Origin of the sequence: Pseudomonas sp. NFACC14 (assembly GCF_900106885.1) — a bacterium.
Lineage (GTDB): Bacteria > Pseudomonadota > Gammaproteobacteria > Pseudomonadales > Pseudomonadaceae > Aquipseudomonas > Aquipseudomonas fluorescens_AA.
In genome coordinates, this window is sequence record NZ_FNOA01000009.1 from 108,553 (window position 1) to 128,952 (window position 20,400).

A 20,400-nucleotide genomic window follows, 5' to 3' on the forward strand; every position below is an offset into this window, starting at 1 on the left:
ATCCCCGCTGGGACGCGAAGCGTCTTCAAGACACGAACAACTCAGTGAATCTGACACACCGAGTCGTCAGTGTCAGGGCTGCTTCGCAGCCCAGCGGGGATAAATCCCCTCGCCACAGGCTCCACCATGTCCCGGCCCAAACAGTTCTGTGCTGACGGTTCATTGATATCAAGGATTTCTATGGCAAACCAACAACTGTTCCTGGGCATCGACTGTGGCACCCAAGGCACCAAGGCGCTGATCCTGGATGCGATCAGCGGCCAGGTACTTGGCCAGGGCGCCGCTGCCCACAGCATGATCAGCGGGGCCAACGGTCGTCGTGAACAAGACACCCGGCAATGGCTCGATGCATTCACCCAGGCGACTCATCAGGCGTTGGCCGCCGCCGGGGTCGATGGCCAGGCGATCCTCGGCATCGGCGTGTCCGGCCAGCAGCATGGCTTGGTACTGCTTGACGACCAGGGCCAGGTCTTGCGCCCGGCCAAGCTGTGGTGCGACACCGAGACGACGCCGGAAAACGATCGGCTCCTGGCGTACCTGGGCGGTGAAGACGGCAGCCTCGAACGCCTCGGCGTGGTGATCGCGCCGGGCTACACGGTTTCCAAACTGCTCTGGACGCGGGAGCAGCATCCCCAGGTATTCGAACGCATCGCCAGCGTCCTGCTGCCCCACGACTTCCTCAACTACTGGCTCACCGGCCGCCATTGCAGCGAATATGGCGATGCCTCGGGGACCGGCTATTTCAACGTGCGCACCCGCCAATGGGACGTGCAATTGTTGCAACACATCGACCCCAGCGCACGTTTGCAAGCGGCGCTGCCGGAGCTGATCGAGGCCCATCAGCCGGTCGGACGCATCCTGCCGGCTATTGCCGCGCACCTGGGCATCAACCCCGACGCGGTGGTGGCCAGTGGTGGCGGCGACAACATGATGGGCGCCATTGGCACCGGCAACATCCAGCCCGGCGTGATCACCATGAGTCTCGGTTCCTCCGGCACGGTCTATGCCTATGCCGCCGAACCCGCGATCAGCCCGCAACCATCAGTGGCAACGTTCTGCTCCTCCAGCGGTGGCTGGCTGCCATTGATTTGTACCATGAACCTGACCAACGCCACCGGGGCGATTCGCGAGCTGCTGGACCTGGACATCGACGCCTTCAACGCCCTGGTCGTCCAGGCCCCGATTGGTGCCGAGGGTGTCTGCATGCTGCCGTTCCTCAACGGCGAGCGGGTACCTGCCCTGCCCCATGCCACCGCTAGCCTGCTGGGCCTGACCACCACCAACCTGACCCGGGCCAACCTGTGCCGCGCCGTAGTCGAAGGCACGACCTTCGGTTTGCGCTATGGCTTGGACCTGTTGCGGGCCAACGGGCTCAAGGCCCAGAGCATTCGCCTGATCGGTGGAGGCTCGAAGAGCCCGGTGTGGCGGCAGATCGTCGCCGACATCATGGACACCACAGTCATTTGCACCGAACAAAGCGAAGCGGCTGCGTTGGGTGCGGCGATCCAGGCGGCGTGGTGCCATTCAGGCGCGCAAGACAGCCTCGCCGAACTGTGCGAGCGCTGCGTCAAGCTCGACCCGGCCAGCGAAACCCGGCCAGTCACCGCCCATGTCACGGCGTCCCAGCAGGCCTATGAACGTTATCGACAACACGTCGCAACCCTTTGAGAGCGGGCAATTATGTATCTGGTGTGTGGTGAAGCGCTGTTTGATTTTTTCAGTGAAACCGAGGCGGATGGCCCTGCCTCGCAGGTGAACTACAAGGCGATTGCCGGTGGCTCGCCGTTCAATGTGGCGGTGGGGTTGCGCCGCCTGGGTATTGAATCGGCGCTGTTCACCGGATTGTCCACCGACTACCTGGGCCGTCGCTTGCAGCAGGTGCTGCTCAACGAAGGGGTCAGCACCCGATACCTGCTGGACTTCGACGCGCCGACCACCCTGGCGATGGTCGCCGTAGGCGCCGATGGGTCGCCCCACTACAGCTTTCGCGGCGAAGGGTGTGCCGACCGGCAACCGAGCCTGGCCCATTTACCGGAACTGGGTCCTGAAGTGCGTGGCTTGCATGTCGGCTCGTTCTCGCTGGTGGTCCAGCCCATTGCCGACACGCTCCTGGCCCTGGTGCAACGGGAAAGCGGCCGGCGCCTGATCAGTCTCGACCCGAACGTGCGGCTCAACCCTCAGCCGGACATCGAACTATGGCGTTCGCGGATCGCGACACTGGTGCAATATGCCGACCTGATCAAGGTCAGTGACGAGGACCTGGGCCTGCTCTACCCAGCAATCGAGCCCCAGGCGGTCATCGAAGGTTGGTTGAAGCACCGTTGCCAAATGGTCTTCCTGACCCGTGGCGGCCAGGGGGCGACGGTCTTCAGTCGCCAGCACGGCACATGGTCGCTGCCAGCATGCCCGGTGAAGATCGCCGACACCGTGGGTGCAGGCGACACCTTCCAGGCCGCGCTGATTGCGTGGCTGACCGAACAACAATTGGATTCGATCGAGGGCTTGCATACACTGACCCGCGAGCAGGTCAGCACCATGCTTGAGTTCGCCATTCGCGCCGCAGCACTGACGTGCGGCAAAACCGGGCCGGACCTGCCCTATCGGCAGCAACTGGCCTGAATTTGCGCGTTACAACTGAAAAGCTGGACGCCGGGTTCGGACATCACCGGACCCGAGCGTCAGAGGAAAATGACAAGGCCGTATCAGCGCCCGGTCATTCGATGGTGTTGCTGATGAAAGTGATTGCCTGCGGCGGGGTTGTGGTCAAGCTCCGTACGCAACTCGGCAATCAGGTCGTTGATGGCTCGGCACCCGGTGAGTTTCCTGGCATCGATATTCGTTTTGAGCAAGGCCACATGGTCGGTCCTGTGGTCATCGAAGATCTTGATCGTCATCGTCAGCTCAGGTGACAACGTGCATTGCGAGCGCTTGGGCAGCAAGCTGCTTTCAATGATGTTTCGCATTTCGAGGGCAGATAAAAACATGGCGACTCTCTCCTGTTGAGGCGGCCAATTTATGTTCACGACGGCGGTACCTTCGTCCGTTTTCTTCCCTGCGGACTGGGACTATGAATACCGTGCCGTTCTCTTTCTTGGCATTTTCAGTTAACAAGTTCGTCAAGCGAACTCCTGAACCATCCCGCAAAAAATATGCCTGTATTGACGACCTTCCGGATTGATATGAATCAAGCGCTTAGCTTCGTCCCGCGCCAGAGGGCTCGTGCAAAGTGCAAGGAAAGGCTGTTTTTTCCATGCAAACTGCAATCACTTTTATCCTGTTCGCAACCTAGATTAGTCCCTATTGCGAAGAAGAAAGTGGGCATCCGTCGCCTGCTATAAAAAAAGTGTGACGTGGCGTAAAAAACTCAAAGAGCTCCCGCCGCCGCCCGCTCCGCCACATGGCCCAAACTGTCGAAATTGATGTTGGCACCCGAATCGATCGCGACCAAGGTCTCGCCTCGCGCGCCCGTGTTCGCCACGTATTGCTTGATGCCCGCCACCGCCAAGGCCCCCGACGGTTCGGTGATCGAACGGGTGTCGTCATAGATGTCCTTGATCGCGGCGCACAGTTGGTCGTTGCTCACGGTCATCACCTCATCGACACAGAAACGGCAGATATCCAGGCCATGGGCGCCGATCTGCGCCACGGCCACGCCGTCGGCGAAGGTTCCCACCTCGGGCAAGGTCACTCGCTCCCCGGCGATCATTGCAGCCTGGAGACAGGCAGAGTGCTGCGACTCGAGCCAATGATGCGAACTTCGGGGCGCAGGTATTTGACGTAGGCCGCGATCCCGGCGATCAACCCCCCGCCTCCGACCGGAACGAAAATCGCGTCCAGCCGGCCGGGATGCTGGCGCAGGATTTCCATGGCGACGGTGCCTTGCCCGGCAATCACCTCCGGATCGTCGAATGGCGAGACGAACTCCCGCCCGGTCTGCTCGGCCAACTCCAGCGCATGGGCCAAGGCAAACGGAAAACTGTCGCCGTACAGCAGCGCCTCGGCGCCGCGGTTGCGCACGCCTAGCACCTTCAGTTGCGGGGTGGTCACGGGCATGACGATGCTGGCCGAAATACCCAGCTCCCGTGCCGCCAGCGCGACGCCCTGGGCGTGATTGCCGGCTGACGCGGTGATGACGCCCCGTGCCCGCTGCTCCGGGGTCAGGTGCACGAGCTTGTTGTAGGCACCGCGGATCTTGAAGGAAAAAGTCGGTTGCAAGTCTTCGCGCTTGAGCAGGATCCGGTTGCCCAAGGCCTCGGACAACGCGGGCGCCGCTTGCAGTGGCGTGCGTACGGCCAATGCGTAGACCGGCGCGGCGAGGATTTTCTTTACATAGTGCTCAAGCAGGGTTTGCTCGGTGTGGGCAGCGGTCATGGCGATCTCCTGGTTCGCTCGGAGCCCAGGAGACAGAAAGAAAAAACCCGCCTCGAGGGCGGGTTCGGTGCAGCCGTCAGCTAGCCCGCCAAATAAGGAATGGCGGTAATAATGCTTGGCTGGCTGCGCAATACGGGTGAGTTCATGCCTGGAAATTAGCGGTGCTGCGGCGGCAAGTCAATGGGCAATATCAAGTGCCAGCCGATATTCGCTGCATTGACCTCAAGTGAACAGCATCACCTGTGGGAGCGAGCTTGCTCGCGATTGCTATGGGTCAGCCAACATGAGCGCTGACTGACGCACCGCTATCGCGAGCAAGCTCGCTCCCACAGTTTTCTCCAATTATTTGAGGCCGACTTTGTACAAGGCTCCGTCGTCCTCATCCGTCAACACATAGAGATACCCATCCGGGCCCTGGCGGACATCCCGGATTCGCGCCTTGAGCTCGCCCAACAGGCGCTCTTCATGGACGACCTTGTCGCCTTGCAATTGCAGGCGGATCAGTTCCCCCGACACCAAGGCACCGATGAACACGCTGTGTTGCCAGGCCTTGAAGCGCCCCTGGTCGTAGAACGCCATGCCGCTGAGCCCCGGTGAGACCTGCCAGACGTGGTGAGGGTCAAGGGCGCCTTCGACGGTCTTGCCCTGGGCCTCGGGAATCGGAGCGCCGGAGTAGTTGATGCCGTGGGTCGCCAGTGGCCAACCGTAGTTCTTGCCGCGCTCGATGATGTTCAATTCATCGCCGCCCCGGGGCCCGTGCTCGTTCTCCCAGAGGGTGCCACTCCAAGGGTTGAGTGCGGCGCCCTGGGGGTTACGCATGCCGTAGGACCAGATCTCGGGACGCACGCCTTTCTGGCCGACGAATGGGTTGTCGTCGGGCACCTTGCCATCTGGGTAGATGCGCACGATCTTGCCTTGCAGTTTGTCCAGGTCCTGGGCGGTGGGCCGGTCGTTGTTTTCCCCCAGGGTAATAAACAGATAGCCGTCGCGGTCGAAGACCAGTCGCGAGCCAAAGTGGTTGCCCGTGGACAGCTTGGGTTGCTGGCGGAAGACCACATCGAAGTTCTTCAGGCTCTTGAGGTCTTCGGCCAGTTGCCCCCGCCCCACGGCGGTACCGGCCTTGCCGTCTGCGCCCGCCTCGGCATAAGACAGATAGACGGTACGATCCTGCTTGAAGTCCGGCGACAGCACCACATCCAGCAGGCCGCCCTGGCCCTTGGCCCACACTTCGGGCACGCCGCTCAAGGGGGCGGACAATTGGCCGTCGGGGCTGACCACGCGCAGGTTGCCCCCTCGCTCCGTCACCAGCATGCCCTGTTGGCCAGGCAGGAACGCAACGGACCACGGGTGCTCCAGCCCCTTGACCACGGTGGTCACTTCCAGCGTGCCCTCCTCGCTCTTGAATGACTGGGTTGGCGCGGCACTGGCCGGGGTGGCGAGGGTCAGGACAGCGCTGGCGCAGAATGCGGCCAGGAGTGTTTTACGCAACATGCACATTTCCTTCTGCGGTGTTGAAAGAGAACAACGGACACCAGCGCCTAGCGGTTGCCATTCTGGCTGTTGCGCGGTGGCGCAGGAGACTCGATGGTCGGTCGCGGCGAACCCGACGGCTGGCCGGAACGCGGATAGCCATTGCCAATGCCGCCATTTTCCAGGGTCGGTGGCCGTGGTACCGGCACTGTCGGGTTGTGATGAATCGTCGGCACGTTGGGCCGGGTGCCCTGCATGCTATTGGGGTTGGCCCGGCGCGTCGGGCTGTTATAGGGATTGTCGTTACCCGGCAGGTTTTGGGCCAGGACCGTTGGGCCTGTGCTGGGCGTGGCGGCCTGGGCAGCGGCAGTCAGTAATAGCGTCATGATGACGAGCATCAGCCTGTTCATGGGGACACCTCTTGGTTCAGGCATATCGAAAGCACGCTACGCCGCAGGTTCGCCCTTGTTAAGCGAAATAACCCGGTGAAGATGTAACGAAGCGTCTCCAAACACCGGTGTGAGCAAGCTTGCTCGCCCCGCAATGGAAACTTTTCCCGAGGCGCGAAGGTCACCAGAAAGACATCCACCGGCAAGGAAAACACCACCATGGCTCGGGCAATCTGGAAAGGCGCAATCAGTTTCGGGCTGGTTCACATCCCCGTCGCGCTGGTGTCGGCCACCTCTTCACAGGGTGTGGATTTTGACTGGCTGGATAAACGCAGCATGGACCCGGTGGGCTACAAGCGGGTCAACAAGGCTACGGGCAAGGAAGTGGACAAGGAAAACATTGTCAAGGGCGTCCAGTACCAGAAAGGCCAGTACGTGCTGCTCAGCGAAGAGGAAATCCGCTCCGCCCACCCCAAGTCCACCCAGACCATCGATATCTTTTCTTTTGTCGCCAGCGAGAAGATCCCCCTGCAAAACATCGACACGCCCTACTTTCTCGCCCCCGACAAACGTGGCGGCAAAGTCTACGCCCTGCTGCGCGAAACCCTGGTCAAGACCAACAAGGTAGCCCTGGCCTACGTCGTGCTGCATACCCGCCAGCACCTGGCCGCCCTCATGCCCCTTGAATCGGCCCTGGTGCTGGTGATGCTGCGCTGGCCCGCGGAGGTGCGCGAGCTGGATGTCCTGGAATTGGGCGACGAGGTCACGAATCCGACCCTGGCCAAGGGCGAGCTGGAAATGGCCAAGCGTCTTGTGGAAGACATGAGCGCCGACTGGGAGCCGCAAGAATACCGGGACAGTTTTGCAGACAAGATCATGGAACTGGTGGAGAAAAAGGCCAACGAAGGCCGCCTCGAAGCCGTGGAGACCGATCCGGGCGAAGAACAACGCAAGACCGCCGATGTCATCGACCTGACCGAGTTGCTCAAGCGCAGCCTGGGCGGCAAGGGCAAGGGCACCGACAAATCCGCCGGCAAGCCCCCGGCAAAATCCGCGAAAACCGGTAAATCCGCTCCTGCCAAAAAAGCCACCAAGGCCTCCCGGGGCTAAAACCCTGGCGTGTGCAATACAAGGGAATCTGTCATGGCCAACGCCGAGAGTGAATCTGCTCGTTTGTCCAATGCCGAGTCGGACGCAACGACGCCCCGCAACCCTGGCCGAGGGGGCAAGACAGCCCCGGCCCCCCGTCTGCCCGAGCGTCTGTCGCCGCAACTGGCCACGCCCGTGGACGAGCCACCCACCGGTGAATGGCGCTATGAAGTCCAGTTCCACGGTTATCGCTTGCTGACCCGCATCGAACACGGTGAAGTGCGTTTATACAACCGCAATCACCAGGATTGGACCGATCGGCTGAAGCTGCATGCCGACGCCCTGGCCGGGTTGGGCCTGGGGGACAGTTGGCTGGACGGCGAACTGGTCCTTCTCGATGAAACGGGCCACTGCGATTTCGCCGCCCTGCGCGAGGCCTTCGAAATCAGCCGCACCGTTGACATGGTGTATTTCCTGTTCGATGCGCCCTTTCTCAATGGCGTCGACCTGCGCCAGGCGCCGGTGGAGGAGCGCCGTGCGGCGCTGAAAAAAGCCCTCGGCAACAACGCCAGCAAGCGCCTGCGCTTTTCCGAGTCGTTTTCCGCCAGCCAACACGACATGTTCGAAAGCGCCATCGCGCTCTCACTGGACAGCGTGGTCGGCAAGCGCTTGGGCAGCCCTTATATGTCCCGCCGAAGCGCCGACTGGGTAAAGCTCAAGTGCCGCCTGCGCCAAGCCTTCGTGATCGTCGGGTTCACCCGCCCCCAAGGCAAGCGCAGCGGTTTCGGCGCGCTGCTGCTGGCCGTCAACGGAGCAACGGGGCTGGTGTATGCCGGCCGGGTCGGCACAGGGTTCAGCCAGGTACAGATCAAGCAATTGCATGAGCAACTGTGTACCCAGCAGCGCGAGACCTCGCCACTGGCTGAGCCGCTCAACGGTACCCAGGGACGCGGCGTGCAATGGGTCGAGCCGACCCTGACCTGTGAAGTGGAATTCACCGAGTGGACCCGCGATAACCAGGTGCGGCAAGCTATTTTTCTGGGCTTGCCGCCCCATACGCTCGCCAGCACAGTGGTTCGGGAGCAGCCCCTGCCGATAAAGCCCTCCACGCCAAAACCCCAGCGTCGCAAAAAAGCCAGCACCGCCAAAGTCGACGGGGTAACGATCACCCACCCCGAGCGGGTCATCGATAGCGTCAGCGGCGTGCAAAAGGCCGAGCTGGCGCAGTATTACCTGGACATCGCCCCTTGGATCCTGCCGCACCTCAAGTTGCGCCCGGTAGCGCTGCTGCGGGCACCGGACGGTATCGGCGAAGAACTATTCTTTCAAAAACACGCCGATCGCCTGGAGATTCCCCACATCAAGCAGCTGGATCCGCAACTGGACCCGGGCCATGCCGCCCTGATGGAGATCGATGATATCCACGCGCTGGTCGGCGCGGCGCAGATGGGCACGGTGGAATTGCACACCTGGGCCGCGACCCATGATCGGATCGAGACACCTGACCTGTTTGTCCTGGACTTGGACCCGGACCCGTCACTGCCCTGGAGCGCCATGATCGAGGCGACCCGCATGACCTTGGCGGTGCTCGACGAGCTGGGCTTGCAGGCCTTCCTCAAGACCAGCGGTGGCAAAGGCATGCATGTGATCGTGCCATTGGCGAGAAATGAAGACTGGGACACCACCAAGGCGTTCGCCAAAGCCATCTCTCAGTTCCTGACCCGGCAAATGCCCGAGCGCATCACCGCCACCATGGGACCGAAGAACCGCGTCGGGAAAATATTCGTCGATTACCTGCGCAACGCCCGTGGAGCCAGCACAGTAGCCGCCTATTCGGTACGTGCCAGGCCAGGCCTGCCGGTCTCGGTGCCGATTGCCCGGGCCGAGCTGTCGACCCTGCGCAATGCCCAGCAATGGGACATGTATACCGCGCTGGAACGGGCCAAAAGCTTGGGCGCCGATCCTTGGGAGGGCTACAACCACCGCCAGCGGATTACCGCCAGGATGTGGGAGCAGCTGGATGCGCAAAAGCCCAACGATTGAACACCCTTCGTAGGCGCTGCCGAGCGAAGCGAGACTGCGATCTTTCCACAGCCCATTGAATCGAGAGCGAAAGATCAAGATCAAAAGATCGCAGGCTTCGCCAGCTCCTACGCGCAGGGACGCATACTTAGATCCAGACGAAAACTGCTAACAGCCCACCGAAGAAGGCCCACTTCTGCAGGTAATACAGTGTGCGGTTGCGCTTCTTCAAGGCCTTGCCTTGCAACCGGATCTTGTAGAGCCTGGAGAACGCCCGGTTCAGGCCGCCCGTCCTGTCGCCCGCGTCGTTGGGCGCACCGGCCGCCGCCATCACGGTACGGCTGAACCAGCGGTTGAAGGCAGTGGCCCAGCGAAACCTCATCGGCCGTTCCACATCGCAGAACAGGATGATGCGGTTATGGGCGGTGGCGTTCTCGGCGTAATGGATGAACGTTTCGTCGAAAATCACCGCTTCGCCATCACGCCAATGATAAGGCTCGCCATCGACATTGATGTAACAGCCAGCATCATTGGGCGTTTCCAGGCCCAGGTGATACCGATAGGACCCGGCGTAAGGGTCGCGGTGGCGGACCAGCTTCGACCCCGGCGGCAACTCGGCAAACATCGCCGCCTTGATCGAGCCGATGCTTTGCACCAGTTCAGTGGTGCGCGGGCACAGCTTCATGGCCGAGGGATGGCTGTCGCCGTACCACTTCAGGTAGAAACGCTTCCAACCGGTCTTGAAGAATGAATTGAAGCCCACGTCGTCATACTGATTCGAGCGCTTGATCTCCCCGGCGCGCAGCAGGCTCTGGCCTTCGGCCCGGATCTCTTCCCAATGGGCCTGCAACGGGCTCAGGTCGGGGAACTGCGCCGGGTTCAGGAAAGGCTTGTTCGGCAGTTTCGAGCACAGGTAAAGCAGGCAATTGATCGGCGCCAGAAAAGACGAATGATCGCTCAACTGGCGCCCGATCTTATGCCGCACGCGTCCGCGCAGGTGAACGTAGCCAATGGAGAGGAGGTAAATCGCGACAATGATGAGCTTCACGAAAGTCCGTCACAATGCAGGAGTGAACAGGTTGCGTCTCCAGGCCAGCCAAGCGGCAAGGGAGATGGCATCGGGTGAGATGGCATTTTAGCCACAGGTTGTAAGCAAAAGTTATCCCAAAGTTGTGAAAAACTGTCTTGCCCGGGCAATCCCCTATCGTTTATGCGGCCAGATCAGTACAATCGCCGCCAATTATCACGCGCCCCCTTTGGCCGATACCGCAAATCGCGGCTTCGGCGTACGTCTGCCGGGCCAGGCGCTCCGTATGCTGCTGTCCTCTTATGCCGGATGGACCCTTGCGCTTGCGACCACGACGCCTTTGCGCGGTCGGAACGTGCGCAAACAGGTACTGAACAGGTACTGCCGCACCCTTAGCTACTCTGAATGTTCCGCAGGATAAACCTTTGATCTCTACAGCTAACATCACGATGCAGTTCGGCGCCAAGCCACTGTTCGAAAACGTCTCTGTCAAGTTCGGCGCGGGTAACCGCTACGGCCTGATCGGTGCCAACGGTTGCGGCAAGTCGACCTTCATGAAAATCCTCGGCGGCGACCTCGAGCCGTCCGGCGGCCAGGTCATGCTCGAACCGAACGTGCGCCTGGGTAAACTTCGCCAGGATCAGTTCGCCTACGAAGAATTCACCGTGATCGACACCGTGATCATGGGTCACGAAGAGCTGTGGAAGGTCAAGGCCGAGCGCGACCGCATCTATTCGCTGCCGGAAATGACCGAAGAAGACGGCATGGCCGTGGCCGAGCTGGAAACCGAATTTGCCGAGATGGACGGCTACACCGCCGAATCCCGCGCCGGTGAACTGCTGTTGGGCCTGGGGATTGGCATCGAACAGCATTTCGGCCCGATGAGCGAAGTGTCGCCAGGCTGGAAACTGCGTGTGCTGCTGGCCCAGGCGCTGTTCTCCGACCCGGAAGTGCTGCTGCTCGACGAGCCGACCAACCACCTGGATATCAACACCATCCGCTGGCTGGAAAACGTGCTGACCCAGCGTTCGAGCCTGATGATCATCATCTCTCACGACCGTCACTTCCTGAACAGTGTCTGCACCCACATGGCGGACCTGGACTACGGCGAGCTGCGCCTGTTCCCGGGCAACTATGACGAGTACATGACCGTGGCGACCCAGTCCCGGGAGCAACTGCTGTCGGACAACGCCAAGAAGAAAGCGCAGATTTCCGAACTGCAGTCGTTCGTCAGCCGTTTCTCGGCCAACGCCTCGAAAGCCAAGCAGGCCACCTCCCGCGCCAAGCAGATCGACAAGATCCAGCTGGCCGAGGTCAAGCCATCGAGCCGCGTCAGCCCCTTCATCCGTTTCGAGCAGACCAAGAAACTGCACCGCCAGGCGGTCATTGTCGAACGCATGGCCAAGGGCTTCGACGGCAAGCCGCTGTTCAAGGACTTCAGCTTCACTGTCGAAGCCGGTGAGCGCGTAGCGATCATCGGCCCGAACGGTATCGGCAAGACCACCTTGCTGCGTACCCTGGTCAACGAACTGGAACCGGATGCCGGTACCGTGAAGTGGACCGACGCCGCGGAACTGGGCTACTACGCCCAGGACCATGCCCATGACTTCGAAGACGACGTCAACCTGTTCGACTGGATGGGCCAGTGGACCCAGGGCGGCGAACAACTGGTGCGTGGCACCTTGGGCCGCATGCTGTTTTCCAACGACGAGATCCTCAAGTCGGTCAAGGTCATTTCCGGTGGTGAACAGGGCCGGATGCTGTTCGGCAAGTTGATCCTGCAGAAGCCAAACGTGCTGGTCATGGACGAACCGACCAACCACTTGGACATGGAATCCATCGAAGCGCTGAACCTGGCGCTGGAAAACTACCCGGGCACCTTGATCTTCGTCAGCCATGACCGGGAGTTCGTATCGTCCCTGGCCACCCGCATCATCGAACTGAGCGCCGACGGCGTGGTCGACTTCAGCGGCACCTATGACGACTACCTGCGCAGCCAGGGTGTGGTGTTCTAAGGGCGCTGCGAGTTGCAAGCTTCAAGCGGCAAGTAAAAAGCCCTGTCCACTGTGACGGGGCTTTTGCATTCCAAGCTCACAGGGTTGTGGGAGCAGAGCTTGCTCGCGATGACGGTGGCACATTGCAGCATCAATGCAAACTGACCCTCCGCCATCGCGAGCAAGCTTTGCTCCCACAGGGATCTGTGGTGACCTCAAATCGAAAATCCGCTTGCATCAACACATTTAGTTAGCCTGCTTTCTTTTACGCCCTCCTCGCGCCATGATGAGGTTCTCTTACCGCCGCCCGCGAACGAGCCCCATGCCTACGCCCTCCTCTGCCCCCAGTTCCCTGTCGATCACCCTGCAGATCGTCTCCATCGTGTTCTACACCTTCATCGCCTTCCTCTGCATCGGCCTGCCGATTGCCGTGCTGCCCGGATATGTCCATGAACAATTGGGCTCCAGCGCGGTGGTGGCCGGGCTGACCATCGGTTCACAGTATCTGGCGACCTTGCTCAGCCGCCCCATGGCCGGGCGGTTGTCGGACAGCGTCGGCACCAAGCGGGCAATCGTCTACGGGCTGTCGGGGATTGTGCTCAGCGGCGCGCTGACGCTGATTTCGACCTTGCTGCAAAGCTTTGCGCTACCCAGCCTGTTGATCCTGATCGCCGGCCGCTTGCTGCTCGGCGTGGCCCAGGGGCTGATTGGCGTGGGCACCATCAGTTGGTGCATGGGCCAGGTGGGGGTTGAACACACGGCCCGCTCGATTTCCTGGAACGGCATCGCTTCGTACGGGGCCATCGCTATTGGCGCTCCGTTGGGGGTGGTGATGGTCAGTGAATTGGGTTTCGCCAGCCTGGGTATTGCGTTGTCGTTGCTGGCGGGCGTTGCGCTGTTGATGATTCGCAACAAGCCGTCGGTGCCGGTCATTCGTGGCGAGCGCTTGCCTTTCTGGGCGGTGTTTGCGCGCATTGCGCCGTTCGGGGCGGGCCTGAGCCTCGCGTCGATCGGCTACGGCACGCTCACCACGTTCATCACCCTGTTTTACATCAGCCGCGGCTGGACCGGCGCGGCATGGTGCCTGACAGTATTCGGCGTCTGCTTCATCCTCGCGCGGTTACTGTTCATTTCCAGCATCGCCCGCTTCGGTGGCTTCAACTCGGCCATTGCCTGCATGAGCATCGAAACCCTCGGGCTGGCATTGCTGTGGCTCGCGCCGTCCACCCCGTTCGCCCTGGTCGGCGCCGGATTGGCCGGCTTCGGGTTGTCGCTGGTGTATCCGGCGCTGGGGGTGGAGGCCATCAAGCAAGTGCCCAACACCAGCCGTGGCGCGGGCCTGAGCGCCTACGCGGTGTTCTTTGACCTGGCGCTGGCGATTGCCGGCCCGCTGATGGGCGCGGTGGCATTGAACCTGGGCTATTCGTCGATATTCTTCTGTGCCGCCTTGCTGTCGGTCACCGGCCTGGGCCTGACCCTGCTGCTGCGTCGCCGAGCGACAAACGCCCTTTATTGATCGGCCGTCTTCATCCCTGCCCGGGTCGGCTTGCCCAAGGCCTCGCCGAAGAAGCGGCTGGCCTCGGAAATCATGGTGCGGTGGATGTCCTTGCGATCGACACCGTCGGCATCCGTGCAGAGCGCTGGCATCGCGGCGATCTGCTCCTCGGTGCACGGCGCCAGGAAGACAAAGTGGCCCGCGCCGGCCAAGGTCTTGAAATCCGGAGCGGTGGGCAGCTTACGGGCCAAGGCGGCGGCATTCTTGTCGAAAGCCACCAGTTTGTCCCCATCGCCGCTGTACAGCAGCACCGGCACATGGACATCGGCCAACGTATGACGACCGAATTTCAGGCTCAACGGCGCCATCAGCAGCAGCGCCCGGACCCTGGGGTCGGCCACGGGTTGCAGGTCATCGCGGTCGGCGATCAGTTCGCCCTGGGTGTTGCAGGCGTCACGATCGTCCGGCCGCTCCGCGCAGTAGCGGCGCAGACGATTGAGGTCCGGCGTCGCACCGGACAGGATCAGCGCGGTTTCGCCACCGGCCGAATAGCCGATCACCCCGACCTGCCCGGCGTTGACGAACGGCGACAGCATCGGATCATTGAGCGTTGCGGTGATGGCTTCGGAAATCTGGATCGGCCGCCCGTACAGGTTGCTCAGGGTGCCAAGCCGGCTGTGATCCTGGGCATTGTCGCCGGGATGAATCACCGCCACCACGACAAACCCCTTGCGCGCCAGCGAGGTGGCCAGGTCATGCAGGGCCAACGGCGTGCCGGTGTTGCCATGGGACAACATCAATAGCGGGAAGCGGCCGATGGCGATCTGGGCGTCCGGCGCGGCATCGATCTGGTAGCCACCCAGCAGGCTGGATTGTTCCCGGTCGGTGGACGGATAGAAGGCGATGGCGTGCATCGGCTGCCGGTCCAGCGGATCGAGAAAGCTCAGTTCATGGAAACCAGCGCTCCAATGCGGATGCGGCCCCGGTGCGGCCTGCACGGAACCGAGACTGGCTAACCAGCAAAGCAGCAGCACTGCACCAAAACGTGTCATCGAATCTTCCACCTTCAGCGCCCGGGAAGGCCCCGTCGCTCGCACGCTTGGCCGTGCATAACCTGCGCCAGAATCCCCGACGCCGAATGCAGCAAAACCCTGCATCCCAGCCATCCAATGACGACGAGAATACAGGGTTTTGCGAAGGTTGCCCGAAGCGCTTGCTGCCTTTACGCAGGTTTTACGCAGCGGCGAACTGCTGGCCGATCTGCAACGTGGCTTCGCTCATGGCTTTGGTCCGCATGTCGTCACCGTAGGCCAGACCTTCGGCTCGGACGAATTCGATATCGGTGATGCCAAGGAAACCGAACAACAGCTTGAGATATTCCTCATGCCCCACGCCGCTCGGTTGACCGGCATGCAAGCCGCCCGCAGTGGAGACGATCACCAGTTTCTTGCCGCCACACAGGCCTTCCGGACCGGCTTCGGTGTAGCGGAACGTCTGGCCGGCGACGGCAATGCGGTCAATCCAGGCCTTGAGTTGGGTCGGAATACTGAAGTTATACATTGGAGCGGCGATGACCACCGCATCAGCGGCCAGGAACTCGGCCATCGCCGACGCGCTGAGATCCGCTTCGTGCTTCAGGGCCGCGTCACGCAGTTCAGCGCTGGTACCGGCGGCGATCAGGGTCTGGGCGGAAAAATGGCTGATGGCGTCGGCGGCCAAGTCACGGTAAGTGACGGTGATGCCTGGCTCGGCGGCTTTCCAGGCTTCAACCACTTCACGGCTCAATTGGCGGGAAGCGGAGTTGTCGCCGAGGATGCTCGAATCGATGTGCAGCAGTTTCATATCAGTGCTCTCCAAATGAGGACCGCAACCAGGCGATCAATTGGCGACCATCCTATCGATGAAGACAATGATCGATAAGTCAGCATAAATGCGATAGTTTGTCCCACTGACAGGACAATCGAGTTCACCATGCAAGACCTCAATGACTTGTATTACTTCGCCAAAGTCGTCGAAGCCGGCGGTTTCGCGGCGGCCGGGCGCTTGCTGGGCATTCCCAAATCGCGGTTGTCGCGGCGTATCGCCGAGCTGGAAGAGCGCCTGGGCGCGCGGCTGCTCCAGCGCACCACCCGCCAGTTGAAACTGACGGCGGTCGGCGAACGTTATCTGCGCCATTGCCAGGCCATGTTGCTGGAGGCCGAGATGGCCGACGAAGCGGTGGCGAGCATGTCCAGCGAGCCCCGTGGCCGATTGCGGGTGTCCAGCCCCGTGGGCCTGGCCCACCAGTTCCTGCCGGTGGTGATCGAAACCTTCCTGGTGAAATATCCCTTGGTGCAACTGGACATGACCCTGCTCAACCGGCGGGTGGACCTGATCGGCGAAGGCATCGACGTGGCATTGCGCGTGCGTGACCTGGGGGACGAAGACCCGCTGTTGATGACCCGGCGTTTGCGCCGGGCACGACTGATGCTGGTGGCCAGCCCGGCCTTCGTCGAAGGACGGCGGATCGAGACCCCGGACGATCTGGAGGCGTTGCCGGTGCTGGGGGCCCTGGAAGCCGATCGCCTGGTGCATCTGCGTCTGGTCAAGAGCGATGGACAGCGTGTGGAACTGAGCCTGGAGGCCCGCCTGGGCATCGATGACTTCATTGTGCGCCGGGCCTGCGCCCTCGCCGGCCTGGGCTTCACTTTATTGCCGAGCATGTATTGCGAGCAGGAATTGCTGGACGGCACACTGGTGGAACTGCTGCCTGGATGGTCGTTGCCCGACGGCTGGCTACAGGCGGTCTACCCGCATCGGCGCGGCATGTTGCCCGCAGTGCGCGCCTGGATCGATCATTTGGTGGAAGCCTTCGAGGGCTGTGGAGATAGAACGCTATGAGTTTGAGCGAAGAGGATGTCGCGCAGTTCTGCCTGGGCTTGCCCGGAGCCAGGGAAGACTACAAATGGGGCGGCGTGCGGGTGTTTTCCATCGCCGGGAACAAGATGTTCGCTCTTCAGGGCCTGCGGGGCGACTCGTTGGCGTTCAAGGTCGACAAGGATCTGTTCCTGGGTCACTGCGACCGGCCAGGCATTCACCCCGCGCCTTACCTGGCACGGGCCCAGTGGATCATCATGCAGGTGCCCTACCCGCTGGGGGCCGAAGAACTGCGTGGCCTGCTGCAACGCTCGCACCAATTGGTGGTCGGCAAATTACCGAAGCGTACCCAGGTCGGGTTGTTGCTGTAGTGGCGGCGCGACTGACCCGCCGCCATCGCGAGCAAGCTCGCTCCCACAGGTTTGAAGTCGAGCTGGTTGTCTAGGACAACGCCAGCAGATAACCGCCCAGGAACAACTGGTCGATCCAGAACACCTGGTGCAACAGTACGATGAACCAGAACACCACCTGGAACGAGACTTTGCGGGTCTTGTGGCGAAACAGCTGCTGGGCCAGCAAGGCTCCAGGCCAACCGCCGGCCAGCTCCAGTGCATGCAGCACGTTCTCCGGGGTGCGCCAGGCGTCGGCGCGCGCCTTGCGCTTATCGCTCCAGTACAACAGGAACGCCACCACACTGACGATGCCGTAGGCTGCCATCGGCACCCACGACACTGCCCGCAGCCCGAACAGCAGCGAACCGAACAGCGGCAAGGCGCAGACCAGCGCAAAGACCATCAGCTTGAGCCGCAGGTGCTGCACGACGCCGCCGCCATTGCCCCCTGCGCGTTTATGGGCGCCTGAATCGTTCATGGCTTGGCGGCGGTCCAGTCCACCCAGCCGAACTGCCAAGTGGCCAGGATCAACAGGCCAAAGGCGATGCGATACCAGGCGAACACGGCGTAGCTGTGACTGGCGATGAACCGCAACAGGCCCTTGACCGCGATCATGGCGAAAATGAACGCCGTGACGAAACCAATGGCGAACACCGGGAAATCCGCCGGGACGAACAGTTCGCGGTACTTGTAGCCCGAGTAGACGGCCGCGCCGACCATGGTGGGCATCGCCAGGAAGAACGAGAACTCGGTAGCGGTTTTACGCGACAGGCCAAACAGCAAGCCACCGATGATGGTCGCACCGGAACGGGAGGTGCCCGGGATCATCGCAATGCACTGGGCCAGGCCGACCTTCAACGCATCCTTCCAGGAGATCTCGTCCACCGTTTCGGCGTGTACCTGGTGCTGGCGCTTCTCGGCCCAGAGCATCACCACACCGCCCACCACCAGCGCGGCGGCTACGGTGACCGGGTTGAACAGATAGTGGTGGATCCAGTCGGCCAGCAGCACGCCCAGGACCACGGCGGGCAGGAAAGCGATCAGCAGGTTGGCGGTAAACCGGCGGGCGCCGGGTTGCGTCGGCAGGCCCAGCACCACGTCGAAGATCTTGCGCCGAAACTCCCAGACCACCGCGAGGATCGCGCCAAGCTGAATGATGATGTTGAATGCCATCGCTCGTTCGCCACCGAACTCGAGCAAGTCGGCGACAATGATCTGGTGCCCCGTGCTGGAAATCGGCAGAAATTCCGTCAAGCCTTCCACTACGCCAAGAATCAGTGCCGAAAAGGCGGTCCACAAATCCATTCATCCCCCAAAAAAGACGCTGTTCATGCAGGTCTTATCAATATTCAAGTGTCATGCAGGTACACGCAGCGGCTGCACAATAACCGCGACCTTTCAATAAAAACCAATGAAAAATCAGAACAGGCTCAGGTTTTGCGCTGCGGGGCCGAAATCCTATCAGACAAGCCCTGATAACGCTGCCGCGTTATGACCCAGATCAATCATGGATAACCGCCGGGCGCTAAAGTGCCGGCCGTCGTTGATGACAAGAATAAAAAACCGGAGTGACAGCGTATGAATAGCTTGCGCAGTGTGTCGATCAGCCGACGCTTGTGGCTCATCCTGATTGTGGCCATCGTGATGTTGTTCACGCTCGGCGCGTTGATGCTTAAACAGATCCACACCGACCTCTATCAGGCAAAAGTGCAAAAAACCCAGCATGTGGTGCAGACCGCCAGCGGTGTGCTGACCTACTACCATGGCTTGGAAACCGCTGGCACCTTGACCCGCGACGCCGCCCAGAAGCAGGCCCTCAGCGCCGTGCGTGGCCTGCGCTATAACCAGAGCGACTATTTCTGGATCAACGACCTGACACCGGTCATGGTCATGCACCCGACCAATCCGAAGCTTGAAGGCCAGAACCTCTCCGCCATCCGTGACCCGAACGGTTATGCGCTGTTCAACGAGATGGTCGCCATCGCCAAGTCCAAGGGCGCCGGCATGATCAACTACCTCTGGCCGAAACCGGGCGCCGAGGCTCCAGTGGGCAAGACCTCCTACGTCCAATTGTTCGAGCCCTGGGGCTGGGTCATCGGGTCGGGCGTGTACATCGATGACGTCCAGGCCGAGTTCCAATCCCAGGTGATCAAGGCCTCGGCGGTCGGCCTGGTCATCACCCTGCTCATGGGCCTGTTCTTGACCCTGATCGTACGTAGCATCGTCAGACCGTTGCAGGAAACGGTGAACGCCATGGCCAATATCGCCAGTGGCGAGAGCGACCTGACCCGCACCCTCGACACCCACGGCCAGGACGAAGTCACCCAACTGGCCCGGCACTTCAACGCCTTTACCGCCAAATTGCGCCAGGTGGTGAGCCAGTTGCAGGAGTCGGCCAGCGCACTGGGGCAATCATCCAGCGAATTGGGCAACGACGCGGCTCAGGCCCAGGAACGCAGCCAACAGCAGTCGCAGCAAATGGAACTGGTGGCCACCGCGATCAATGAAGTGACCTATGGCGTGCAGGATGTGGCCAAGAATGCCGAGCACGCGGCCAGTGAGATGCGCGACGCCGAATCCCAGGCCCAGCAAGGCCAGGTCAACATCGATGGCAGCTTGCAGCAGATCGACCGTCTGTCCCAGACCATCGATCAAGCCGTGGAAGTGATTCGTACCCTGGCCAGTGAAAGCACCCAGATCGGCAGTGTGCTGGAGGTGATTCGCTCCATCGCCGAACAAACCAACCTGTTGGCCCTCAACGCCGCGATCGAGGCCGCCCGCGCCGGCGAGCAAGGCCGAGGCTTTGCGGTGGTCGCCGATGAAGTGCGGTTGCTGGCCCAGCGTACACAGAAATCCACCGCCGAGATCCAGGCGATGATCGAGCGCCTGCAAACCCATTCCGAAGCCGCCGTGAAAGTCATCGGCGACAGCAGCCGTGCCTCGCAACTGACCATCGAACAGGCCGGCCTCGCCGGTGCCAGCCTCAACGCCATCGGCCAGGCCCTGCGCAACCTCAACAGCCTGAACGCCTCCATCGCCAGCGCCACCCTGCAACAAGCCCATGTGGTGGAAGACATCAACCAAAACGTCACCCAGGCCGCCGGACTGTCCCACAGCACCGCCATGGCCGCCGAACAATCCAGCCAGGCAAGCAGCCGCCTCAAGGCACTGAGTGAACAGTTGAACGGGTTGCTCAAGCAATTCCGAGTCTAAAGATTGGTGGATTATCCCTGTGGGAGCGAGCTTGCTCGCGATGGCGGTCGCACATTCAGCATTGATGCAAGCTGACCCACCG

The 20,400-nt window shown here is 61.4% G+C and carries 17 protein-coding genes and 1 pseudogene; 9 read left to right on the forward strand and 9 right to left on the reverse strand.

Going from position 1 to position 20,400, the window contains the following annotated elements; all coding sequences use genetic code 11:
* The first annotated feature begins 180 nt into the window (after nt 1-180).
* A complete protein-coding gene (xylB, locus tag BLU85_RS15665) occupies nt 181-1,668 on the forward strand; it encodes a xylulokinase (protein ID WP_092200800.1) in 1,488 nt (495 codons plus the stop codon).
* Nucleotides 1,669-1,680: 12 nt separating this feature from the next.
* A complete protein-coding gene (locus tag BLU85_RS15670) occupies nt 1,681-2,619 on the forward strand; it encodes a carbohydrate kinase family protein (protein WP_092200797.1) in 939 nt (312 codons plus the stop codon).
* Nucleotides 2,620-2,702: 83 nt separating this feature from the next.
* Here the strand turns inward: BLU85_RS15670 and BLU85_RS15675 are convergent, their stop codons facing one another.
* From BLU85_RS15675 to BLU85_RS15690, 4 genes and pseudogenes are all read right to left on the reverse strand, one after another.
* Entirely contained in the window at nt 2,703-2,984 is a 282-nt protein-coding gene (locus BLU85_RS15675; protein ID WP_060742536.1) for a DUF1652 domain-containing protein, read from the reverse strand.
* 380 nt (nt 2,985-3,364) lie between these two features.
* Nucleotides 3,365-4,371 (reverse strand): annotated as a pseudogene (gene ilvA, locus BLU85_RS15680) (threonine ammonia-lyase, biosynthetic).
* Nucleotides 4,372-4,713: 342 nt separating this feature from the next.
* Entirely contained in the window at nt 4,714-5,862 is a 1,149-nt protein-coding gene (locus tag BLU85_RS15685; RefSeq protein WP_092200795.1) for a PQQ-dependent sugar dehydrogenase, read from the reverse strand.
* A gap of 47 nt (nt 5,863-5,909) precedes the next feature.
* Nucleotides 5,910-6,251, reverse strand: a complete 342-nt coding sequence (locus BLU85_RS15690) for a hypothetical protein (protein WP_092200792.1) — start codon at nt 6,249-6,251, stop codon at nt 5,910-5,912.
* Between the two features lie 198 nt (nt 6,252-6,449).
* Here BLU85_RS15690 and BLU85_RS15695 point away from each other — a divergent pair, with 198 nt between their 5' ends.
* Entirely contained in the window at nt 6,450-7,340 is an 891-nt protein-coding gene (locus BLU85_RS15695; protein WP_092200788.1) for a non-homologous end joining protein Ku, read from the forward strand.
* 33 nt (nt 7,341-7,373) lie between these two features.
* Nucleotides 7,374-9,362: a DNA ligase D gene (gene ligD / locus BLU85_RS15700; RefSeq protein ID WP_092200785.1), complete on the forward strand. Its 1,989-nt coding sequence runs from the start codon at nt 7,374-7,376 to the stop codon at nt 9,360-9,362.
* Between the two features lie 127 nt (nt 9,363-9,489).
* On the opposite strand, the gene lpxO is transcribed toward ligD, so the two are convergent.
* Nucleotides 9,490-10,389: a lipid A hydroxylase LpxO gene (lpxO, locus tag BLU85_RS15705; protein WP_092200782.1), complete on the reverse strand. Its 900-nt coding sequence runs from the start codon at nt 10,387-10,389 to the stop codon at nt 9,490-9,492.
* Between the two features lie 404 nt (nt 10,390-10,793).
* On the opposite strand from lpxO, the gene BLU85_RS15710 reads away from it, so the two are divergent.
* Together BLU85_RS15710 and BLU85_RS15715 are read left to right on the forward strand one after the other, a co-directional pair.
* Nucleotides 10,794-12,383, forward strand: a complete 1,590-nt coding sequence (locus BLU85_RS15710) for an ABC-F family ATPase (RefSeq protein WP_003181279.1) — start codon at nt 10,794-10,796, stop codon at nt 12,381-12,383.
* A gap of 301 nt (nt 12,384-12,684) precedes the next feature.
* Nucleotides 12,685-13,878 (forward strand): MFS transporter, encoded by a 1,194-nt coding sequence (locus BLU85_RS15715; RefSeq protein WP_092200779.1) that lies wholly within the window; start codon nt 12,685-12,687, stop codon nt 13,876-13,878.
* Here the strand turns inward: BLU85_RS15715 and BLU85_RS15720 are convergent.
* Nucleotides 13,872-14,909 (reverse strand): alpha/beta hydrolase family protein, encoded by a 1,038-nt coding sequence (locus BLU85_RS15720; protein WP_092200776.1) that lies wholly within the window; start codon nt 14,907-14,909, stop codon nt 13,872-13,874. The two genes, BLU85_RS15715 and BLU85_RS15720, sit on opposite strands and share 7 nt — an antisense overlap.
* Nucleotides 14,910-15,090: 181 nt before the next feature.
* Nucleotides 15,091-15,699, reverse strand: coding sequence for an FMN-dependent NADH-azoreductase (locus BLU85_RS15725; protein ID WP_092200773.1), 609 nt, complete (start codon nt 15,697-15,699; stop codon nt 15,091-15,093).
* Nucleotides 15,700-15,828: 129 nt separating this feature from the next.
* Between BLU85_RS15725 and BLU85_RS15730 the strand changes: the two genes are divergently transcribed.
* Complete coding sequence (locus BLU85_RS15730; protein WP_092200770.1) at nt 15,829-16,737, forward strand: LysR substrate-binding domain-containing protein; 909 nt, start codon at nt 15,829-15,831, stop codon at nt 16,735-16,737.
* Nucleotides 16,734-17,084: an MmcQ/YjbR family DNA-binding protein gene (locus tag BLU85_RS15735; RefSeq protein WP_092200767.1), complete on the forward strand. Its 351-nt coding sequence runs from the start codon at nt 16,734-16,736 to the stop codon at nt 17,082-17,084. Before BLU85_RS15730 ends, BLU85_RS15735 begins: the two co-directional genes overlap by 4 nt.
* A 70-nt stretch (nt 17,085-17,154) precedes the next feature.
* On the opposite strand, the gene BLU85_RS15740 is transcribed toward BLU85_RS15735, so the two are convergent.
* The gene (locus BLU85_RS15740; protein WP_092200764.1) at nt 17,155-17,583 is read right to left on the reverse strand and encodes a DUF1294 domain-containing protein; all 429 of its coding nucleotides are present in this window, start codon (nt 17,581-17,583) and stop codon (nt 17,155-17,157) included.
* On the reverse strand, nt 17,580-18,410 hold the full coding sequence (locus tag BLU85_RS15745; protein ID WP_092200761.1) for an undecaprenyl-diphosphate phosphatase: 831 nt from the start codon (nt 18,408-18,410) through the stop codon (nt 17,580-17,582). The genes BLU85_RS15740 and BLU85_RS15745 overlap by 4 nt, the downstream gene beginning before the upstream one ends.
* 273 nt (nt 18,411-18,683) lie before the next feature.
* Between BLU85_RS15745 and BLU85_RS15750 the strand changes: the two genes are divergently transcribed.
* The gene (locus tag BLU85_RS15750) at nt 18,684-20,318 is read left to right on the forward strand and encodes a methyl-accepting chemotaxis protein (protein WP_092200758.1); all 1,635 of its coding nucleotides are present in this window, start codon (nt 18,684-18,686) and stop codon (nt 20,316-20,318) included.
* The last annotated feature ends 82 nt before the right edge of the window (nt 20,319-20,400 follow it).

What these genes read in the sequence shown, in the direction of transcription:
- xylB (WP_092200800.1), top strand. Translation starts at nt 181, where the DNA reads ATGGCAAACCAACAACTGTTCCTGGGCATCGACTGTGGCACCCAAGGC.
- BLU85_RS15670 (WP_092200797.1), top strand. Translation starts at nt 1,681, where the DNA reads ATGTATCTGGTGTGTGGTGAAGCGCTGTTTGATTTTTTCAGTGAAACC.
- BLU85_RS15675 (WP_060742536.1), bottom strand. Translation starts at nt 2,984, where the DNA reads ATGTTTTTATCTGCCCTCGAAATGCGAAACATCATTGAAAGCAGCTTG.
- BLU85_RS15685 (WP_092200795.1), bottom strand. Translation starts at nt 5,862, where the DNA reads ATGTTGCGTAAAACACTCCTGGCCGCATTCTGCGCCAGCGCTGTCCTG.
- BLU85_RS15690 (WP_092200792.1), bottom strand. Translation starts at nt 6,251, where the DNA reads ATGAACAGGCTGATGCTCGTCATCATGACGCTATTACTGACTGCCGCT.
- BLU85_RS15695 (WP_092200788.1), top strand. Translation starts at nt 6,450, where the DNA reads ATGGCTCGGGCAATCTGGAAAGGCGCAATCAGTTTCGGGCTGGTTCAC.
- ligD (WP_092200785.1), top strand. Translation starts at nt 7,374, where the DNA reads ATGGCCAACGCCGAGAGTGAATCTGCTCGTTTGTCCAATGCCGAGTCG.
- BLU85_RS15715 (WP_092200779.1), top strand. Translation starts at nt 12,685, where the DNA reads ATGCCTACGCCCTCCTCTGCCCCCAGTTCCCTGTCGATCACCCTGCAG.
- BLU85_RS15720 (WP_092200776.1), bottom strand. Translation starts at nt 14,909, where the DNA reads ATGACACGTTTTGGTGCAGTGCTGCTGCTTTGCTGGTTAGCCAGTCTC.
- BLU85_RS15725 (WP_092200773.1), bottom strand. Translation starts at nt 15,699, where the DNA reads ATGAAACTGCTGCACATCGATTCGAGCATCCTCGGCGACAACTCCGCT.
- BLU85_RS15730 (WP_092200770.1), top strand. Translation starts at nt 15,829, where the DNA reads ATGCAAGACCTCAATGACTTGTATTACTTCGCCAAAGTCGTCGAAGCC.
- BLU85_RS15735 (WP_092200767.1), top strand. Translation starts at nt 16,734, where the DNA reads ATGAGTTTGAGCGAAGAGGATGTCGCGCAGTTCTGCCTGGGCTTGCCC.
- BLU85_RS15740 (WP_092200764.1), bottom strand. Translation starts at nt 17,583, where the DNA reads ATGAACGATTCAGGCGCCCATAAACGCGCAGGGGGCAATGGCGGCGGC.
- BLU85_RS15745 (WP_092200761.1), bottom strand. Translation starts at nt 18,410, where the DNA reads ATGGATTTGTGGACCGCCTTTTCGGCACTGATTCTTGGCGTAGTGGAA.
- BLU85_RS15750 (WP_092200758.1), top strand. Translation starts at nt 18,684, where the DNA reads ATGAATAGCTTGCGCAGTGTGTCGATCAGCCGACGCTTGTGGCTCATC.